The 14,556-nt window shown below is 43.8% G+C and carries 16 protein-coding genes; all 16 read left to right on the forward strand.

What is annotated here, in order from left to right; all coding sequences use genetic code 11:
• The first annotated feature begins 38 nt into the window (after positions 1–38).
• The 16 genes from bslm_RS00390 to bslm_RS00465 all read left to right on the forward strand — a co-directional run bounded on the left by bslm_RS00390 (position 39) and on the right by bslm_RS00465 (position 14,543).
• Positions 39–776, forward strand: a complete 738-nt coding sequence (locus bslm_RS00390) for a vWA domain-containing protein (protein WP_003243782.1) — start codon at positions 39–41, stop codon at positions 774–776.
• Positions 742–1,758, forward strand: coding sequence for a serine/threonine protein kinase PrkT (prkT, locus tag bslm_RS00395; RefSeq protein ID WP_043858452.1), 1,017 nt, complete (start codon positions 742–744; stop codon positions 1,756–1,758). Before bslm_RS00390 ends, prkT begins: the two co-directional genes overlap by 35 nt.
• 103 nt (positions 1,759–1,861) lie before the next feature.
• Positions 1,862–3,280 carry a tRNA lysidine(34) synthetase TilS gene (gene tilS / locus bslm_RS00400; protein WP_046380727.1) on the forward strand — a complete coding sequence of 473 codons (1,419 nt, stop codon included), beginning with the start codon at positions 1,862–1,864 and terminating at the stop codon, positions 3,278–3,280.
• Positions 3,277–3,819, forward strand: a complete 543-nt coding sequence (gene hpt, locus bslm_RS00405) for a hypoxanthine phosphoribosyltransferase (RefSeq protein WP_003226700.1) — start codon at positions 3,277–3,279, stop codon at positions 3,817–3,819. Before tilS ends, hpt begins: the two co-directional genes overlap by 4 nt.
• 97 nt (positions 3,820–3,916) lie before the next feature.
• Complete coding sequence (gene ftsH, locus bslm_RS00410; protein ID WP_003243881.1) at positions 3,917–5,830, forward strand: ATP-dependent zinc metalloprotease FtsH; 1,914 nt, start codon at positions 3,917–3,919, stop codon at positions 5,828–5,830.
• Positions 5,831–6,024: 194 nt separating this feature from the next.
• Positions 6,025–6,801 carry a type III pantothenate kinase gene (locus bslm_RS00415; protein WP_010886388.1) on the forward strand — a complete coding sequence of 259 codons (777 nt, stop codon included), beginning with the start codon at positions 6,025–6,027 and terminating at the stop codon, positions 6,799–6,801.
• Between the two features lie 11 nt (positions 6,802–6,812).
• Entirely contained in the window at positions 6,813–7,688 is an 876-nt protein-coding gene (gene hslO, locus bslm_RS00420) for a redox-regulated molecular chaperone HslO (protein ID WP_003226695.1), read from the forward strand.
• Between the two features lie 46 nt (positions 7,689–7,734).
• Positions 7,735–8,628, forward strand: a complete 894-nt coding sequence (locus tag bslm_RS00425) for a peptidyl-prolyl cis-trans isomerase (RefSeq protein WP_003226693.1) — start codon at positions 7,735–7,737, stop codon at positions 8,626–8,628.
• Positions 8,629–8,703: 75 nt separating this feature from the next.
• The gene (cysK, locus tag bslm_RS00430) at positions 8,704–9,630 is read left to right on the forward strand and encodes a cysteine synthase A (protein ID WP_003226691.1); all 927 of its coding nucleotides are present in this window, start codon (positions 8,704–8,706) and stop codon (positions 9,628–9,630) included.
• Positions 9,631–9,796: 166 nt separating this feature from the next.
• Entirely contained in the window at positions 9,797–11,209 is a 1,413-nt protein-coding gene (locus bslm_RS00435) for an anthranilate synthase component I family protein (protein WP_041334206.1), read from the forward strand.
• A gap of 13 nt (positions 11,210–11,222) precedes the next feature.
• On the forward strand, positions 11,223–11,807 hold the full coding sequence (pabA, locus tag bslm_RS00440; RefSeq protein WP_014475585.1) for an aminodeoxychorismate/anthranilate synthase component II: 585 nt from the start codon (positions 11,223–11,225) through the stop codon (positions 11,805–11,807).
• Entirely contained in the window at positions 11,807–12,688 is an 882-nt protein-coding gene (pabC, locus tag bslm_RS00445) for an aminodeoxychorismate lyase (RefSeq protein WP_003244544.1), read from the forward strand. Before pabA ends, pabC begins: the two co-directional genes overlap by 1 nt.
• Positions 12,670–13,527, forward strand: coding sequence for a dihydropteroate synthase (gene folP, locus bslm_RS00450; RefSeq protein ID WP_003242672.1), 858 nt, complete (start codon positions 12,670–12,672; stop codon positions 13,525–13,527). The genes pabC and folP overlap by 19 nt, the downstream gene beginning before the upstream one ends.
• Positions 13,520–13,882 (forward strand): dihydroneopterin aldolase, encoded by a 363-nt coding sequence (folB, locus tag bslm_RS00455; RefSeq protein WP_014478613.1) that lies wholly within the window; start codon positions 13,520–13,522, stop codon positions 13,880–13,882. Before folP ends, folB begins: the two co-directional genes overlap by 8 nt.
• A complete protein-coding gene (gene folK, locus bslm_RS00460; RefSeq protein ID WP_003226679.1) occupies positions 13,879–14,382 on the forward strand; it encodes a 2-amino-4-hydroxy-6-hydroxymethyldihydropteridine diphosphokinase in 504 nt (167 codons plus the stop codon). The genes folB and folK overlap by 4 nt, the downstream gene beginning before the upstream one ends.
• Positions 14,334–14,543 carry a helix-turn-helix domain-containing protein gene (locus bslm_RS00465; protein WP_003226678.1) on the forward strand — a complete coding sequence of 70 codons (210 nt, stop codon included), beginning with the start codon at positions 14,334–14,336 and terminating at the stop codon, positions 14,541–14,543. Before folK ends, bslm_RS00465 begins: the two co-directional genes overlap by 49 nt.
• Positions 14,544–14,556 lie beyond the last annotated feature (13 nt).

Genomic DNA, 14,556 nt, shown 5'->3' on the forward strand with positions numbered 1-14,556 from the left:
GAATCTGAGAATCCTCGTATTCTCCAGGAGGAATGAATGTGAACAACGGACATTTAAATCAAATTTTGCTGATAACGGATGGCTGCTCAAACCATGGGGAAGACCCGCTTGCAATGGCTGCTTTTGCTAAAGAGCAGGGGATTACGGTAAATGTCATTGGTATAATGGAAGAAAATCAAATTGACCCTGAGGCAATGAAGGAAGTCGAAGGGATTGCACTTGCCGGAGGAGGCGTGCACCAAGTCGTTTATGCATCTCAGCTTTCACAAACTGTTCAAATGGTAACAAAGAAAGCGATGACGCAAACCTTACAAGGTGTAGTCAATCAAGAACTGAAACAGATTCTCGGAAAGAATGTGGAAATGGAAGAGCTTTCTCCAGAAAAACGCGGCGAAGTCATGGAAGTGGTAGACGAGCTTGGAGAAACGGTGCATCTTCAGGTTTTGGTTCTTGTTGATACAAGTGCAAGTATGGCGCCAAAGCTTCCAACAGTAAAAGAGGCGCTGATTGATTTGTCTGTAAGCCTCAATTCCCGAATCGGGAATAACGAATTTGCGATGTGTATATTTCCCGGGAAAAAACAAGAGGTCGAGCTTGTGCTGAACTGGACACCGAAGCTGCAATCTCTTTCCACACTCTTTGCAAAGCTTTCGACAGGCGGCATCACGCCGACAGGTCCGGCGATTCGTGAAGCGACACTGCAGTTTGAAAAAATACGCTCAAGAAGGGGCATGCTGGCAGATGATGAACGACGCTTTGACGAGTTTGGCATGTAGCCTCAAGCCGGGTACGACAATCAAAGGCAAGTGGAATGGAAACACTTATACATTGCGTAAACAGCTTGGTAAAGGGGCCAATGGAATTGTGTATTTGGCAGAAGCATCAGATGGACATGTTGCCTTAAAGGTGAGTGATGACAGCCTGTCTATTACTTCTGAAGTGAATGTCTTGAAATCTTTCTCAAAGGCCCAGTCCGTTACGATGGGGCCTTCTTTTTTTGATACGGATGATGCTTATATTCCCGGTACCAATACGAAAGTTTCATTTTATGCAATGGAATACATAAAAGGGCCGCTGCTTTTGAAGTATGTCAGTGATAAAGGAGCAGAGTGGATACCTGTATTAATGATTCAGCTGTTATCCAGCTTATCGGTGCTTCACCAGCAAGGATGGATATTCGGCGATCTTAAACCTGATAATCTGATCGTAACTGGTCCGCCCGCAAGGATCCGCTGCATTGATGTGGGCGGCACGACAAAGGAAGGCCGGGCGATAAAAGAGTATACGGAGTTTTATGACAGAGGCTATTGGGGGTATGGAACAAGGAAGGCAGAGCCATCCTATGATCTGTTCGCAGTTGCCATGATTATGATCAACAGTGTGCATAAAAAAGAATTTAAGAAAACGAGCCAGCCCAAAGAACAGCTTAGGTCTCTCATCGAAGGAAACCCGCTGCTTCAAAAGTATAAAAAAGTGCTTTTTTCAGCCTTGAACGGAGATTATCAATCCGCAGATGAAATGAAAAAGGATATGCTGGACGCGGGGCAAAAAGCAGCACAAAGAAAACAGCCTATAAAAGCATCACCGCAGCCTGCCACACGACAAAGACAGCAAAAACCGCGCCAAGGAAAAATAACGAAGACGCGATATACCCCAAAACAGAAACCGGCTAAGTCGGGGGGGTTATTTGAAACAACGCTGATCGTGATCAGTGTTTTAGCGCTTTATTTCGCCTATATTATCTTTTTCTTAATCTGAATGGCGCAAACTGCAGAGCCTATGCTTCTTCTTTGCTTGGAGGGGTTGAAAGTGTTAGGATATGAATATCTTTAAAATACCTGCTCATTGTGAGGAGGACATTGTGAAAAGTGTCAAAGATTTTTTAAACAAACACAATCTTACGTTAAAAGGGGCGACAATCATTGTAGGCGTTTCCGGCGGTCCGGACTCAATGGCTCTTCTTCACGCGTTGCATACGTTATGCGGCCGTTCAGCGAATGTTATTGCAGCTCACGTTGACCATCGGTTCAGAGGTGCGGAATCCGAGGAGGACATGCGTTTTGTCCAAGCTTATTGTAAAGCTGAACAGCTCGTGTGCGAAACGGCTCAAATCAATGTAACCGCATATGCACAGGAAAAAGGACTCAATAAGCAGGCTGCAGCACGCGATTGCCGCTACCAGTTTTTTGAGGAAATCATGTCGAAGCACCAAGCGGACTATCTGGCTCTTGCGCATCATGGTGATGACCAGGTTGAAACAATGCTTATGAAACTGGCTAAGGGTACGCTTGGAACGGGACTTGCGGGAATGCAGCTGGTTAGACGTTTTGGGACGGGGCGGATCATCAGGCCGTTCTTAACCATTACAAAGGAAGAGATCCTTCACTATTGCCGTGAAAACGGCTTGAGCTACCGGACGGATGAAAGCAACGCCAAAGATGACTACACAAGAAACAGATTCAGAAAAACAGTGCTCCCGTTTTTGAAGCAGGAATCTCCGGATGTGCATAAAAGGTTTCAGAAAGTGAGTGAAGCACTGACGGAAGATGAGCAATTCTTACAGTCATTAACGAAAGATGAAATGAATAAAGTAATCACAAGCCAGTCTAATACATCAGTTGAAATCAATTCCTCTCAATTGCTTGCCCTCCCGATGCCTTTACAAAGAAGAGGAGTTCAACTAATATTAAACTATCTTTATGAAAACGTTCCATCATCCTTTTCAGCCCATCACATTCAGCAGTTTCTCGATTGGGCGGAAAATGGCAGTCCTTCAGGAGTACTGGACTTTCCGAAAGGGCTGAAGGTGGTCAAATCATATCAGACATGTTTGTTTACATTTGAACAATGGCAGTGCAAAAATGTTCCCTTTGAATACCAAATTAGCGGAGCTGCTGATGAAACGGCAGTGCTCCCTAATGGATATCTGATAGAGGCAAGGCATTATGCGGACTCGCCTGAAGAACATGGGAATGCTGTTTTTATCACAAGTGAAAAAAAGGTGCGATTTCCCTTAACAATCCGGACGAGAAAAGCTGGAGACCGGATCAAACTAAAAGGGATGAACGGCTCAAAAAAGGTAAAGGATATATTTATTGATAAGAAATTGCCTCTCCAAGAAAGAGACAACTGGCCGATTGTGACGGACGCAAGCGGTGAAATTATCTGGATACCTGGCTTGAAAAAATCAATTTTTGAAGATCTTGTGATTCCAAACAGCGACCGCATTGTATTACAATATAGACAGCATGAAAAGTGTAGGGGGCAAGCAAAATCATGATGAAACATGATATCGAGAAAGTACTGATCTCAGAGGAAGAGATACAAAAGAAAGTAAAAGAGTTAGGTGCAGAATTAACGAGCGAGTATCAAGATACATTTCCGTTGGCAATCGGTGTGTTAAAAGGAGCACTTCCTTTTATGGCGGATCTTATCAAGCATATTGATACATATTTGGAAATGGATTTCATGGATGTATCAAGCTACGGAAATTCTACGGTTTCTTCTGGAGAAGTAAAAATCATTAAAGATTTGGATACATCTGTAGAGGGCCGGGACATCTTAATTATTGAAGATATCATCGACAGTGGGTTAACCTTAAGTTATCTCGTAGAGCTCTTCCGATACCGTAAAGCAAAATCAATTAAGATTGTTACCCTTTTGGATAAACCGAGCGGAAGAAAAGCGGACATCAAAGCAGACTTTGTCGGTTTTGAAGTTCCTGACGCGTTTGTAGTGGGTTACGGACTTGATTATGCTGAGCGCTATCGCAATCTGCCTTATATCGGAGTGTTAAAACCGGCAGTTTATGAAAGCTGATCGGCAGCCTGCTTCCGAGATGGTTATTGTTTGTATTGGAATGATTTTCTATGGTACTATTGAACATAGTTGTGCTTACTGTGGGAGGAGGTAAGGAATGAATCGGGTCTTCCGTAATACCATTTTTTATTTACTTATTTTATTAGTAGTAATCGGGGTTGTGAGCTACTTCCAGACCTCAAATCCGAAAACAGAAAATATGTCGTACAGTACGTTCATCAAAAACCTGGATGACGGGAAAGTTGATAGCGTATCGGTTCAGCCTGTCAGAGGTGTTTATGAGGTAAAAGGGCAGCTGAAAAACTACGACAAAGATCAATACTTTTTGACTCATGTTCCTGAAGGAAAGGGAGCAGACCAGATATTTAACGCTTTGAAAAAGACAGACGTAAAGGTTGAGCCCGCGCAAGAAACAAGCGGATGGGTGACGTTCCTGACGACCATCATCCCATTTGTCATTATCTTTATTCTGTTTTTCTTCCTGCTCAATCAGGCTCAAGGCGGCGGCAGCCGTGTCATGAACTTTGGCAAGAGTAAAGCGAAGCTGTATACAGAGGAAAAGAAACGCGTCAAATTTAAAGACGTTGCAGGGGCTGACGAAGAAAAGCAAGAACTTGTTGAAGTTGTTGAGTTTCTGAAAGATCCCCGCAAGTTTGCCGAGCTCGGCGCCAGAATACCGAAAGGCGTGCTTTTAGTCGGACCTCCGGGTACCGGTAAAACATTGCTTGCCAAGGCTTGTGCAGGAGAAGCCGGCGTACCTTTCTTCAGCATCAGCGGATCTGATTTCGTTGAAATGTTTGTAGGGGTCGGTGCTTCCCGTGTGCGTGACTTGTTTGAAAATGCGAAAAAGAATGCGCCTTGTTTGATCTTCATTGATGAAATTGACGCAGTCGGACGCCAGCGTGGCGCTGGTCTCGGCGGTGGACACGATGAACGTGAACAGACGCTAAACCAATTGCTTGTTGAAATGGACGGATTCAGCGCTAATGAAGGAATTATCATCATTGCTGCGACGAACCGTGCGGACATCTTGGACCCAGCCTTACTTCGTCCGGGACGTTTTGACCGTCAAATTACAGTGGACCGTCCAGATGTCATTGGCCGTGAAGCTGTATTGAAAGTCCATGCGAGAAACAAACCGCTGGATGAAACGGTTAACCTAAAATCAATTGCCATGAGAACACCAGGCTTCTCAGGCGCTGACTTAGAAAACCTCTTGAATGAAGCTGCGCTTGTAGCGGCTCGTCAAAACAAGAAAAAAATCGATGCGCGTGATATTGACGAAGCGACGGACCGTGTAATTGCCGGACCCGCTAAGAAGAGCCGCGTTATCTCCAAGAAAGAACGCAATATCGTGGCTTATCACGAAGGCGGACACACCGTTATCGGTCTCGTTTTAGATGAGGCAGATATGGTTCATAAAGTAACGATTGTTCCTCGGGGCCAGGCTGGCGGTTATGCTGTTATGCTGCCAAGAGAAGACCGTTATTTCCAAACAAAGCCGGAGCTGCTTGATAAAATTGTCGGCCTCTTGGGCGGACGTGTTGCTGAAGAGATTATCTTCGGTGAAGTCAGCACAGGGGCGCACAATGACTTCCAGCGTGCGACGAATATTGCAAGACGAATGGTTACAGAATTCGGTATGTCAGAAAAACTGGGACCGTTGCAATTTGGACAGTCTCAGGGCGGTCAGGTATTCTTAGGCCGTGATTTCAACAACGAACAGAACTACAGTGATCAAATCGCTTACGAAATTGATCAGGAAATTCAGCGCATCATCAAAGAATGTTATGAGCGTGCGAAACAAATCCTGACTGAAAATCGTGACAAGCTTGAATTGATTGCCCAAACGCTTCTGAAAGTTGAAACGCTTGACGCTGAACAAATCAAACACCTTATCGATCATGGAACATTACCTGAGCGTAATTTCTCAGATGATGAAAAGAACGATGATGTGAAAGTAAACATTCTGACAAAAACAGAAGAAAAGAAAGACGATACGAAAGAGTAATTCGCTTTCTTTCTAAAAAAACTGCCGGCTGACGCTGGCAGTTTTTTTATGTAAATTATGGGCTCAGGTGCGGCTTTTGCAATCATCCAATTCTGGTATCGATTTGTTTACAAATGAGCCGCTGATCGTGTATGGTATTGTAGAATGTTTGTAAAAAGTAAAGTAGAGAAACTATTCAAAAGTGGTGATAGAGGTTGTTACTGGTTATCGATGTGGGGAACACCAATACTGTACTTGGTGTATATCATGATGGAAAATTAGAATATCACTGGCGTATAGAAACAAGCAGGCATAAAACAGAAGATGAGTTTGGGATGATTTTGCGCTCCTTATTTGATCACTCCGGGCTTATGTTTGAACAGATAGATGGCATTATTATTTCGTCAGTAGTGCCGCCAATCATGTTTGCGTTAGAAAGAATGTGCACAAAATACTTTCATATCGAGCCTCAAATTGTTGGTCCAGGTATGAAAACCGGTTTAAATATAAAATATGACAATCCGAAAGAAGTGGGGGCAGACAGAATCGTAAATGCTGTCGCTGCGATACACTTATACGGCAATCCATTAATTGTTGTCGATTTCGGAACCGCCACAACGTACTGCTATATTGATGAAAACAAACAATACATGGGCGGGGCGATTGCCCCTGGGATTACAATTTCGACAGAGGCGCTTTACTCGCGTGCAGCAAAGCTTCCTCGTATCGAAATCACCCGGCCCGACAATATTATCGGAAAAAACACTGTTAGCGCGATGCAATCTGGAATTTTATTTGGCTATGTCGGCCAAGTGGAAGGAATCGTTAAGCGAATGAAATGGCAGGCAAAACAGGAACCAAAGGTCATTGCGACAGGAGGCCTGGCGCCGCTCATTGCGAACGAATCAGATTGTATAGACATCGTTGATCCATTCTTAACCCTAAAAGGGCTGGAATTGATTTATGAAAGAAACCGCGTAGGAAGTGTATAGGAGGTTTAGTAATGGATTATTTAGTAAAAGCACTTGCGTATGACGGAAAAGTTCGGGCTTATGCAGCGAGAACGACTGATATGGTAAATGAGGGGCAGAGACGCCATGGTACGTGGCCGACAGCATCCGCTGCACTAGGCCGTACAATGACAGCTTCACTTATGCTCGGCGCTATGCTGAAGGGCGATGATAAGCTGACCGTGAAAATCGAGGGCGGAGGTCCGATCGGAGCTATTGTAGCTGATGCCAATGCCAAAGGAGAAGTCAGAGCCTATGTCTCTAACCCGCAAGTTCATTTTGATTTAAATGAACAAGGCAAGCTTGATGTCAGACGTGCGGTTGGAACAAACGGAACGTTAAGTGTCGTAAAAGATTTAGGTTTGCGCGAGTTCTTCACAGGACAAGTAGAAATCGTTTCAGGAGAATTAGGCGATGATTTCACTTACTATCTTGTTTCATCTGAGCAGGTTCCTTCATCAGTGGGCGTAGGTGTGCTCGTAAATCCTGACAATACCATTCTTGCGGCAGGGGGCTTTATTATTCAGCTGATGCCGGGAACAGATGATGAAACAATCACAAAAATTGAACAGCGTCTATCTCAAGTAGAGCCGATTTCTAAGCTCATCCAAAAAGGGCTGACACCAGAAGAAATTTTAGAAGAAGTCCTAGGCGAGAAACCTGAGATTTTGGAAACGATGCCTGTCAGATTCCATTGCCCTTGTTCAAAAGAACGGTTCGAAACAGCCATTTTAGGACTAGGCAAAAAAGAAATTCAAGATATGATAGAAGAAGATGGACAAGCCGAAGCAGTATGCCATTTTTGTAATGAAAAGTACTTATTTACAAAAGAAGAGCTGGAAGGGCTTCGTGACCAAACTACCCGCTAAGCTCTTTAGCGGGTTTTTAATTTGAGAAAAGGGGCTGAAAGCAGGTTTGAAATCAAGAACAATCTGGACCATTATTTTAGGGGCGCTGTTGGTTTGCTGTATTGCTGTTGCATATACGCTGACGAAATCCCAAGCCGGCGCATCGTCATCCGGTGAGTCTATTGCGACTATCGGGGGCAAGAGTGTGACAAGAGAAGAATGGCTGAAAGAAATGGAAGATCAGTATGGTAAGTCAACGCTTGAAGATATGATCAATGTCCGAGTTGTTGAGCAGCTGGCTAAAAAGAACAACCTTAAAATATCCAAAAGCGAAGTTGATCGTGAGTTTTTGCTGATTAAAGCGGTCAATAATTCCTTTTACGAAGATGAACATACGACGGAGAAAGAGTGGAAAGACCAAATTCGTTATAATATCCTCCTTGAGGAATTGTTAACAAGGGATATCGATATCTCAAACAAAGAATTGGAATCATTCTATCATAAAAATAAGGAACTATATCAGTTTGATGATTCGTATCGAATTCGGCACATTGTTGTAAAAGATGAAGAAGAAGCGAGAGAAGTCCTGAAAGAACTGAAAGGCGGATCAAGCTTTGAAGCTGTCGCTGCCGAAAGATCCACTGACAGATATACATCACCATACGGCGGAGATTTAGGTTTTGTCACAGAGGCATCAGACAACATTCCATCAGCATACATTGAAGAGGCGAAAACACTCAAAGAGGATGAATGGTCTCAGGAACCAATAAAGGTCAGCAACGGATATGCCATTATCCAGCTGAAAGAAAAACTAAAGGCAAGAACGTTCTCATTTGATGAAGTAAAGGACCAGATCAGACGGCAAATCGCAATGGATCAGCTAGGCGATAAAGCGACAGTTAAGACACTTTGGAAAGAAGCCGATGTATCTTGGTTTTATGGGGAAAAAAGTACTAAGTGATTGACAAAAAATTTTGAAATTGATAGATTATATACATAATACCAATACAAATAGTCGGAAATTGAGGTGTCGAGAATGGTACGTGTAGCAAACTCCATTACTGAATTAATTGGGAATACGCCAATCGTTAAATTAAATCGCCTTGCAGATGAAAACAGTGCGGATGTATATCTAAAACTTGAATACATGAACCCTGGAAGCAGTGTAAAAGACCGTATCGGTTTAGCCATGATTGAAGCGGCTGAAAAAGAAGGAAAATTAAAAGCCGGTGATACAATCATTGAACCGACAAGCGGAAATACTGGAATCGGGCTTGCAATGGTTGCTGCTGCTAAAGGATTAAAAGCCATTTTGGTTATGCCTGATACAATGAGCATGGAGCGCCGCAACCTTCTTCGCGCATACGGTGCTGAACTTGTGCTGACTCCTGGTGCGGAAGGCATGAAAGGTGCCATTAAGAAAGCTGAAGAGCTTGCTGAAAAGCACGGATACTTTGTGCCGCAGCAGTTTAACAACCCTTCTAACCCAGAAATTCACCGCCAAACAACTGGTAAAGAAATCGTTGAGCAATTCGGTGATGACCAGATTGATGCATTTGTAGCCGGAATCGGAACGGGCGGAACGATTACGGGAGCGGGTGAAGTGCTGAAGGAAGCATACCCTTCCATCAAGATTTACGCTGTTGAACCGTCAGATTCCCCAGTGCTTTCAGGAGGAAAACCAGGCCCCCACAAAATTCAGGGAATCGGAGCTGGATTCGTGCCGGACATCTTAAACACTGAAGTATATGATGAAATCTTCCCTGTGAAGAATGAAGAAGCATTCGAATATGCCCGCAGAGCTGCACGTGAAGAAGGAATTCTCGGAGGCATCTCATCAGGTGCGGCAATTTATGCTGCTCTTCAAGTAGCAAAAAAACTCGGAAAAGGCAAAAAAGTATTGGCCATCATTCCAAGTAACGGCGAACGTTATCTAAGCACGCCGCTGTATCAATTCGATTAAAAAAAGCCAAAACTCCCGGTCCGCCGGGAGTTTTTTTATATTTCGTGCATCAAATATGCCATGTCTGCGACGAATGTTATTTTTGGAAGAGAAATTCACTTTTTTCACTAACAACATTGCTTTACAATTAAAAACAAGTAAAAAAGAAAATAGAGGAATGATACAAATGGCACAACGCAGACCGGCAGGCAAAAAAGTACCTTTTCAAAAAGACTCATTCTTACAACAATTTGAGAAACTTGCGCAATCCCGAAAACATCATGTACTTCTCGAAAGTGCAAGAGGCGGCAGATATAGTATAGCCGGTCTTGATCCAATTGCGACTGTGAAAGGAAAAGACGGAATAACTACAATTAAGCATGGTGATGAGATGCTGTTTAAAGAAGGTGATCCATTACGGGCCTTCCACAGCTGGTTTAAAACGCTGGAAACAGAAACGAATCATGAGTTCCCTGACTTTCAAGGCGGGGCAATCGGGTTTCTCAGCTATGATTACGCACGGTACATTGAAAATTTTAAAATGCTCTCATTAGATGATCTAGAAACACCAGATATTTATTTTCTTGTTTTTGATGATATAGCAGTTTATGACCATCAAGAAGAGTCTCTATGGCTGATTACTCATGTTAATGGTTCTGATCAGGAAACAGCGGATGTGAAGCTATCTGAGTTAGAGCAGATGTGGCTGACTGAGCTTCCCGCTGTCTCTTCGCGAGAGATGAACCCTGAAACAGATGGTTCTTTCGCGGCGCCATTTACCGAGGATGGGTTCTCACAAGCTGTAGAGAAAATCAAACAATACATTGCCAGCGGAGATGTGTTTCAAGTCAATCTATCAATAAGGCAGTCACAGTCACTGTCTGCCCACCCATATCAAATTTACAAAACCTTGAGAGAAGTAAATCCTTCTCCTTATATGGCGTATTTAGAAACACCTGATTTCCAAATCATTTGCGGATCGCCTGAACTGCTTGTCAGCAAAAAGGGCAAGCTATTAGAGACAAGACCGATTGCGGGCACCCGTTCCAGAGGGAAAACAAATGAAGAAGACGAGGCGCTTGCAAACGAATTGATACACAATGAAAAAGAACGCGCGGAACATGTCATGCTGGTTGATCTTGAGCGAAATGATCTGGGAAGAGTATCACGTTACGGGTCTGTGCGCGTAAATGAATTCATGGCAATTGAAAAATACTCGCATGTGATGCACATTGTGTCTAATGTCCAAGGTGAACTGCAGGATGGGTATGATGCTGTAGATATTATTCATGCTGTGTTTCCCGGAGGAACCATTACTGGTGCACCGAAAGTAAGAACGATGGAAATTATAGAAGAACTTGAGCCGACACGCCGAGGGCTTTATACTGGATCTATAGGATGGTTTGGATATAATCACGATCTGCAGTTTAATATCGTCATTCGAACCATTTATGCAACCGGAGGGCAGGCATTTATGCAGTCCGGCGCAGGAGTTGTGATTGATTCTGTTCCGAAGCACGAATACAAGGAATCATTCAAAAAAGCTTTTGCGATGCAAAGAGCATTAGAGCTGAGCAAAGAAGAGACAAAAATTAGATGAGGTGAGCGGAGAAATGATTTTAATGATTGATAACTACGATTCATTCACGTACAACTTGGTACAGTATTTGGGCGAGCTTGGGGAAGAGCTGGTTGTGAAACGCAATGACAGCATCACAATCGAAGAAATTGAAGAACTGTCTCCGGACTTTCTGATGATATCTCCCGGACCGTGTAGCCCTGATGAGGCGGGAATCAGCCTCGAAGCAATTAAACATTTCGCAGGGAAAATTCCTATTTTCGGTGTATGTCTCGGACATCAGTCCATCGCGCAAGTGTTCGGTGGTGATGTTGTTAGGGCAGAACGGCTTATGCACGGGAAAACCTCGGATATCGAGCATGACGGCAAAACCATTTTTGAAGGGTTGAAAAACCCCCTTGTTGCGACGCGATACCACTCGCTGATCGTAAAACCTGAGACGCTGCCAAGCTGTTTTACAGTAACAGCACAAACGAAAGAAGGAGAAATCATGGCTATTCGCCACAATGACCTCCCGATAGAGGGCGTGCAATTTCACCCAGAGTCTATTATGACCTCCTTTGGGAAAGAAATGCTCAGAAATTTTATTGAAACATATCGCAAGGAAGTTATTGCGTGATGATATATGTGAACGGCCGGTATATGGAGGAGAAAGATGCAGTTCTTTCTCCTTTTGACCATGGGTTTTTATATGGGATCGGTGTTTTCGAAACCTTCAGGCTCTACGAAGGCTGCCCGTTTTTGCTTGATTGGCATATAGAAAGGCTTGAACGCGCGCTTAAGGATCTGCAAATCGAATATACTGTTTCAAAGCATGAGATCCTTGAGATGCTGGACAAGCTGCTTAAGCTAAATGACATCAAGGATGGCAATGCCCGCGTCAGACTGAACATATCAGCGGGGATCAGCGATAAAGGCTTTGTCGCCCAGACGTACGATAAGCCGACCGTTTTATGCTTTGTGAATCAGCTGAAACCAGAAAGCCTTCCTTTGCAAAAAGAAGGGAAGGTTTTATCGATACGGAGAAACACTCCTGAGGGATCGTTCCGGTTAAAATCTCATCATTATCTAAATAATATGTATGCGAAACGGGAAATTGGAAATGATCCGCGTGTCGAGGGAATTTTCTTAACGGAGGATGGAGCTGTTGCAGAGGGTATCATATCTAATGTCTTTTGGAGAAAAGGTCGTTGTATCTATACGCCATCGCTTGATACTGGTATTCTGGACGGCGTCACGAGACGTTTTATCATAGAAAATGCAAAGGATATCGGCCTGGAGCTCAAAACGGGCCGATATGAGCTAGAAGCTCTCTTGACAGCTGACGAAGCGTGGATGACGAACTCGGTTCTTGAAATCATCCCGTTTACTAAAATAGAAGAAGTAAACTATGGAAGCCAAAGCGGAGAAGCAACCTCCGCTCTTCAATTGTTATACAAAAAAGAAATAAAGAACATGATTCATGAAAAGGGAGGAAGAGCATGGCGCAGCACACAATAGATCAAACACAAGTAATCCACACTAAGCCCAGCGCTTTATCATATAAAGAGAAGACGCTGGTGATGGGAATTTTAAACGTAACGCCTGACTCTTTCTCGGACGGCGGAAAATATGACAGCTTGGACAAGGCGCTGCTGCACGCGAAAGAGATGATCGATGATGGTGCCCATATCATTGATATTGGAGGGGAATCGACAAGGCCTGGCGCTGAGTGCGTATCTGAGGATGAGGAGATGTCCAGAGTCATTCCGGTGATTGAGCGGATTACGAAAGAGCTTGGTGTTCCTATTTCTGTAGACACGTACAAGGCTTCTGTCGCAGATGAAGCAGTGAAAGCCGGTGCATCCATTATCAATGATATTTGGGGAGCCAAACATGATCCGAAGATGGCTTCCGTTGCAGCTGAACATAATGTTCCAATTGTACTCATGCATAACCGCCCTGAAAGAAACTACAATGACTTATTGCCGGATATGCTGTCGGACTTAATGGAGAGTGTAAAAATTGCTGTTGAGGCCGGAGTAGACGAGAAGAACATTATTCTTGATCCCGGTATCGGTTTCGCGAAAACCTATCACGATAACTTGGCAGTAATGAACAAACTAGAGATTTTCAGCGGGCTGGGGTATCCGGTTCTTCTGGCAACCTCCCGAAAAAGATTCATCGGACGTGTTCTGGATCTTCCGCCTGAGGAGCGGGCTGAGGGCACAGGCGCGACTGTGTGTCTCGGCATTCAAAAAGGCTGTGACATTGTCAGGGTCCATGATGTAAAGCAAATTGCCAGAATGGCGAAAATGATGGACGCGATGCTGAATAAGGGAGGGGTGCACCATGGATAAAGTTTATGTAGAAGGTATGGAGTTTTACGGATATCACGGTGTGTTCAAAGAAGAAAACAAACTTGGCCAGCGGTTTAAAGTCGATTTAACCGCTGAGCTGGATTTAAGCAAAGCCGGACAAACAGACGACCTTGAGCAAACGATCAACTATGCTGAGCTCTATCACGTATGTAAAGATATCGTGGAAGGGGAGCCTGTAAAATTGGTAGAAACGCTGGCGGAACGTATTGCTGGCACTGTTCTCGAAAAATTTCAGCCTGTTCAGCAATGTACGGTGAAAGTGATTAAGCCAGACCCGCCAATTCCCGGACACTATAAATCAGTAGCAATTGAAATTACGAGAAAAAAGTCATGAACAACATAGCTTATATTGCACTTGGATCTAATATTGGAGATAGAGAAACGTATTTAAGGCAAGCAGTGGCTTCACTGCATCAGCATGCTGCGGTGACAGTCACTAAAGTGTCGTCTATTTACGAAACTGACCCGGTCGGATACGAAGATCAAGCTCAATTTTTGAATATGGCTGTTGAAATCAAGACATCATTGAACCCTTTTGAACTCCTTGAACTGACGCAGCAGATAGAAAATGAATTAGGCAGAACAAGGGAAGTAAGATGGGGGCCGCGGACGGCAGACCTTGACATTTTGTTATTTAATCGTGAAAATATTGAAACAGAGCAACTAATTGTTCCGCATCCGAGAATGTATGAGCGTTTGTTTGTCCTTGCGCCGCTTGCGGAAATTTGCCAGCAGGTTGAAAAAGAGGCTACAAGCGCCGAAACAGACCAAGAAGGTGTAAGAGTATGGAAGCAGAAATCTGGGGTAGACGAATTCGTGCATTCAGAAAGCTGAAAGGTTATACTCAAGAAGGATTTGCAAAAGCATTAGGTATATCAGTTTCTATTCTCGGCGAAATTGAACGCGGAAACCGATTGCCGTCAGCTGCCATCATTCAAGATGCAGCAGATGTTTTAAATATAAGTGCGGACGAATTGGCGCCGCCAGAAAAATAGAACAAATGAAAGG

Source organism: Bacillus sp. LM 4-2, from assembly GCF_000978495.1.
GTDB classification, from domain to species: domain Bacteria; phylum Bacillota; class Bacilli; order Bacillales; family Bacillaceae; genus Bacillus; species Bacillus subtilis.

Bases quoted from the DNA above. Each gene is read 5' to 3' on its own strand.
- prkT (WP_043858452.1), top strand. From the start codon at position 742: ATGATGAACGACGCTTTGACGAGTTTGGCATGTAGCCTCAAGCCGGGT.
- hpt (WP_003226700.1), top strand. From the start codon at position 3,277: ATGATGAAACATGATATCGAGAAAGTACTGATCTCAGAGGAAGAGATA.
- ftsH (WP_003243881.1), top strand. From the start codon at position 3,917: ATGAATCGGGTCTTCCGTAATACCATTTTTTATTTACTTATTTTATTA.
- hslO (WP_003226695.1), top strand. From the start codon at position 6,813: ATGGATTATTTAGTAAAAGCACTTGCGTATGACGGAAAAGTTCGGGCT.
- cysK (WP_003226691.1), top strand. From the start codon at position 8,704: ATGGTACGTGTAGCAAACTCCATTACTGAATTAATTGGGAATACGCCA.
- bslm_RS00435 (WP_041334206.1), top strand. From the start codon at position 9,797: ATGGCACAACGCAGACCGGCAGGCAAAAAAGTACCTTTTCAAAAAGAC.
- pabA (WP_014475585.1), top strand. From the start codon at position 11,223: ATGATTTTAATGATTGATAACTACGATTCATTCACGTACAACTTGGTA.
- pabC (WP_003244544.1), top strand. From the start codon at position 11,807: ATGATATATGTGAACGGCCGGTATATGGAGGAGAAAGATGCAGTTCTT.
- folP (WP_003242672.1), top strand. From the start codon at position 12,670: ATGGCGCAGCACACAATAGATCAAACACAAGTAATCCACACTAAGCCC.
- folB (WP_014478613.1), top strand. From the start codon at position 13,520: ATGGATAAAGTTTATGTAGAAGGTATGGAGTTTTACGGATATCACGGT.
- folK (WP_003226679.1), top strand. From the start codon at position 13,879: ATGAACAACATAGCTTATATTGCACTTGGATCTAATATTGGAGATAGA.
- bslm_RS00465 (WP_003226678.1), top strand. From the start codon at position 14,334: ATGGAAGCAGAAATCTGGGGTAGACGAATTCGTGCATTCAGAAAGCTG.